This window comes from Yersinia pekkanenii (genome assembly GCF_001152565.1).
GTDB lineage: Bacteria > Pseudomonadota > Gammaproteobacteria > Enterobacterales > Enterobacteriaceae > Yersinia > Yersinia pekkanenii.
This window is the reverse complement of the sequence record NZ_CQAZ01000106.1, coordinates 1-3,809: the sequence shown is the minus strand read 5'-3', so window position 1 is coordinate 3,809 and position 3,809 is coordinate 1. Positions and strand designations below refer to the sequence as shown.

Sequence of the window (3,809 nt, the reverse complement as noted above, 5' to 3'; positions counted from 1 at the left end):
AGCGCTGGCGAGTGTCATCCGCTAGAACTGTGTGACGAACGCAGCCAATCCTACTACTTGGAGTTTTGCCCACTCGGTAAGCCCGGCGATCAGTTATGGGTTCGCGAGACATTCGGTGACTGCGGCAGAAGGCTAGTTTATCGCGCAGATTCTGATGATGGCGCTGCGTGCATTGTTAAGCGCTGGACGCCCTCAATGCACATGCCGCGCTGGGCATCACGCATCAACCTGCTCATCACTGGCGTTCGTGTTGAGCGGTTGCAGGATATCAGTGAGCAGGATGCTATGGCTGAAGGAATCACCGCCAAAGAGGTAATTATTGAAACCCGCTACGAGGGTGGTGGGCATGTAGAAATAACTGCGGAAAGATTTTTCTTCGTTGGCGGTGACGATGAAGGCTATGAAAGTGCGGAGGAAGCATTTGCAGAGCTTTGGGACTCAATCTACGGACAGAAAGAGGGTGAGAGCTGGCAGGCTAACCCATGGGTATGGGTAATTAATTTTGAGCGCATGGAGGCCAAATGATGCGAAAGAAAACTAACGCAAAACAGCGAGACGTTACTCAGCAGCGTTCTGCAAAGCCAGACGAATTAGTCATGGTTTGCGAGAACAACGAACCTTTCGGACGTCGGCTAATTGAGACATTCAAGGCTGTCAAATCTTTGCAGGGGAAAGCCAATGAGTAACGTCTTAGCGTTTCGTCAACCAGACACAGCAAGGCCGGAGGCAACCGGTAAGGGGTTTGCCTTGATGCATAGAAAAATAATGGAGCTGCCATTCTACAGGACGGATTCTGAGGCAGTTCACCTGTGGATACATTTCATACTTACCGCTAATCACGCACCGGCAATAGTTAATACTGAGCTTGGTGATGTCATGGTTCGTCGTGGTGAATTTATGACCGGTAGAAATAAGCTGGAACTGGCAACCGGAATCTCTGGAAACCGCATCAAATATCTCATCGGTAAGTTTGAAAAACTTGGAATGATCACCAAATCAACCACCAAGAAATTCTCACTAATTTACGTCACAAAATACGACGAATATCAGCCAAATATTGTGCCAAAAGATTACCAACAAAGTGCCAACGCAAAGCCGTTTGCACCAAGCGCTGGCGAGGAGGTTGTGCCAACAGATTACCAACAAAGTGCCACAAACAATGAAATACTAAATACTAACTTAATATCTAAAGATATTAAGTGTGCAACTGGCGACTCAAAAGCGGTCAATCAGGGACAGAAGATTTCCTGCGAAGAAGTCTGGCAATGCCTGAAAGAAGAGCTACCCGAAGCCAGAGGTTGGCGAGTGATGGATGACGACCGCCGAAACCTGATTAAACGCTTTTGGGCTAAGGCAAACAAAATTGCCCGTCAGATGGATAACGGTCAACCGCTTACGATGCAGGGGTTCAGGGAATATCTCCAGTACATCAGCGAGAACTGCCGCTGGATGCTGGAAGACCGCCCTGATAACCGCAGTGGCAAGACATGGCGCAGGATGAAGTTTGATAGCTTCCTGTCAGAAAAGCTTTATCGGGATGTACGCGAAGGAGACAAGGATGACCGTTGATTACAAAACACCACCACACAACCTCGACGCAGAGCAGAGCGTTCTTGGCGGCCTGATGCTGGATGACGGCAGTGATAACGTCGCTAAAGTCCTGTCCATGCTGAAACCCGAATCGTTTTACACCCGCCCGCACCAGGTTATTTTTGCTGAAATTAAAGACTTGGTTAGCAGGCAGATCCCTATTGACCTTCTTACGCTGTTCAACCAGATGGAGAACAAGGGGATCAGCAGCACTGTAGGCGGTTTTGCTTACATGGCCGAGCTATCGAAGAACACCCCCAGCGCCGCGAATATCGTGCATTACGCGATGGAAGTACGCGATAAGGCGATCACCCGTTACAGCATTGCCAAAACCAATGCGATGACCGAGTTGCTTTATGCCAACAACGGCATGACAGCAACGCAAAAGCTTGAGGCGATACAGGCGCTATCTACCGAGATCACGGATCACGCCAAGACAGGCAACCGCAGAGGGCTTCGAACATTCGAAAGTGTGTTCTCAGATTGGGTTGATGTTGTTGATCAGCGACTTTCCGGTGACCCGCGAGCCATTGGACTAACCAGCGGGATAGCATCACTGGACTCCATGCTGGAACCTAAGCGAATTGTGAAGGGTTCACTGTTCGTGGTCGGTGCCCGCCCCAAAATGGGTAAGACAACGCTCTATTCAAACATGGCAATCAACTGCGCACTGAATGAGAACCTTCCGGCGCTGGCGTTTAGCCTTGAAATGCCTGGTGTGCAACTTGGTGAGGGCATGATTTCCCAAGCCTCTGGAGTATCCAGCAGTAACTTTTATCTTGATGGGTACGACGATAACCGTTTTGCGTTGGCATCCGCGAAAGGGTTAGAGTTGGCAAGAAGTGGAAATTTGTATATCGACGATACGCCGGGCATTCCACTGTCCCACATAGTTTCTGAGTGCCGCCGCATCAAGCGCGAACGTGGTGTTGTAGGCATGGTTCTGGTCGATTACCTCACACTGATGACCGCCGAAAAAGCAGACCGTAATGATCTGGCTTACGGGATGATCACCAAGGGGCTAAAGAACCTCGCCAAAGAGCTGGATTGTGTTGTTGTGCTGTTGACTCAGCTAAACCGTGATTTAGAAAAACGCGTCAATAAGCGGCCTCAACCTAGCGACTCCCGCGATACAGGACAGATTGAGCAAGACTGTGATTACTGGCTGGGGATATACCGCGAAGGCGCTTATGACGAGAACGCCAATCAGCAGGATACAGAGTTACTACTCCGGCTTAACCGGCACGGTAGCGGTGGTGTGGTATTCGTTGAGCAGCGCCACGGCGCAATCTATGACTGCAACCAAGAGCAGGCTAAAGCTAAGGCGGCTGAATCTGAACGGCGGTCAACTAAAAAACAAGGTGGTTTCTGATGGCACCGGAAAGGCTAATTCTTAGGTGTAGTTTCTGTGAAAAAAATCAGCACCAAGTAAAAAAACTCATCGCTGGCCCATATGCATACATTTGTGAAAGTTGCGTTGTTGACTGCGTGAAAGTATTGGCTGGCATACTCACTGGAGAAGAAATAAACGAGGGAAATCATGATGGACATAACTAAATCGCGGGAAGATTTTGAGGCCTACATTCGCAAAAACTTCCAATATCCAACATTGGAAATGGAGCCGGAAGATGGGCCTTGCGCTGGCGAGTACGTTGACACTATGCGTGAAGAGCAGTTCCAGCTATGGGATGCGGCATGGAAAGCCAGCCGCGTCAGCATCGAGCTGGAGTTGCCAACACAAGACGAATACGACGACCCATTGTCGGCATACAACGCCATTAGCGACTGCAAAAAAATCCTCCGCGACGCTGGCATTCGAATCAAGGGAGAGAGTGAATGAGCAAATCAACGACATTAGAACAATTGAACCAGCGCTGGTACGAGCAGAAGTGCGTTAAGCATAATCGCGCCTTCAATGCCGCAGGCAGGCCGGGGAAAGAACGCTTTGCGCAGCTATTCCACGCCCATGCCCGGAGAATTGACCGCCAGCACCGGTTGATAAACCGCGCATCAAGAGTGGCTGGAGACCTCACATATCTGTGCACTTGGTCTCAAATCATCCGCAGTAATCGCAAGCTTTCCGGATATCCAGAACGCATCCATGTTTTTGGCAACAGCGGAACACCAAAAGGGCAAAGGGGAGACGAATGAGCAAATCAATCGAAGCACTAATCACTGACATTAAAGCTGCAGCACAAGAAGAAATCATGCTCCGTGAG

At 49.6% G+C, this 3,809-nt stretch carries 6 protein-coding genes; all 6 read left to right on the top strand.

The window, feature by feature from the left end; translation table 11 throughout:
• A partial coding sequence (locus tag AEP37_RS26725; protein WP_209435172.1) for a hypothetical protein occupies positions 1 to 525 on the top strand: 525 nt, incomplete at its 5' end.
• A gap of 153 nt (positions 526 to 678) precedes the next feature.
• On the top strand, positions 679 to 1,569 hold the full coding sequence (locus AEP37_RS22620; protein ID WP_049615434.1) for a hypothetical protein: 891 nt from the start codon (positions 679 to 681) through the stop codon (positions 1,567 to 1,569).
• Complete coding sequence (locus tag AEP37_RS22615) at positions 1,559 to 2,962, top strand: DnaB-like helicase C-terminal domain-containing protein (RefSeq protein ID WP_049615433.1); 1,404 nt, start codon at positions 1,559 to 1,561, stop codon at positions 2,960 to 2,962. Before AEP37_RS22620 ends, AEP37_RS22615 begins: the two co-directional genes overlap by 11 nt.
• The gene (locus tag AEP37_RS28000) at positions 2,962 to 3,147 is read left to right on the top strand and encodes a ClpX C4-type zinc finger protein (protein ID WP_049615432.1); all 186 of its coding nucleotides are present in this window, start codon (positions 2,962 to 2,964) and stop codon (positions 3,145 to 3,147) included. Before AEP37_RS22615 ends, AEP37_RS28000 begins: the two co-directional genes overlap by 1 nt.
• Complete coding sequence (locus AEP37_RS22605; RefSeq protein WP_156168742.1) at positions 3,131 to 3,430, top strand: hypothetical protein; 300 nt, start codon at positions 3,131 to 3,133, stop codon at positions 3,428 to 3,430. The genes AEP37_RS28000 and AEP37_RS22605 overlap by 17 nt, the downstream gene beginning before the upstream one ends.
• Positions 3,427 to 3,741: a hypothetical protein gene (locus AEP37_RS22600; RefSeq protein ID WP_049615430.1), complete on the top strand. Its 315-nt coding sequence runs from the start codon at positions 3,427 to 3,429 to the stop codon at positions 3,739 to 3,741. Before AEP37_RS22605 ends, AEP37_RS22600 begins: the two co-directional genes overlap by 4 nt.
• Positions 3,742 to 3,809: the final 68 nt, after the last annotated feature.

Coding starts and splice junctions, on each gene's coding strand:
- AEP37_RS22600 (WP_049615430.1), top strand. CDS start 3,427: ATGAGCAAATCAACGACATTAGAACAATTGAACCAGCGCTGGTACGAG.
- AEP37_RS22620 (WP_049615434.1), top strand. CDS start 679: ATGAGTAACGTCTTAGCGTTTCGTCAACCAGACACAGCAAGGCCGGAG.
- AEP37_RS22615 (WP_049615433.1), top strand. CDS start 1,559: ATGACCGTTGATTACAAAACACCACCACACAACCTCGACGCAGAGCAG.
- AEP37_RS22605 (WP_156168742.1), top strand. CDS start 3,131: ATGATGGACATAACTAAATCGCGGGAAGATTTTGAGGCCTACATTCGC.
- AEP37_RS28000 (WP_049615432.1), top strand. CDS start 2,962: ATGGCACCGGAAAGGCTAATTCTTAGGTGTAGTTTCTGTGAAAAAAAT.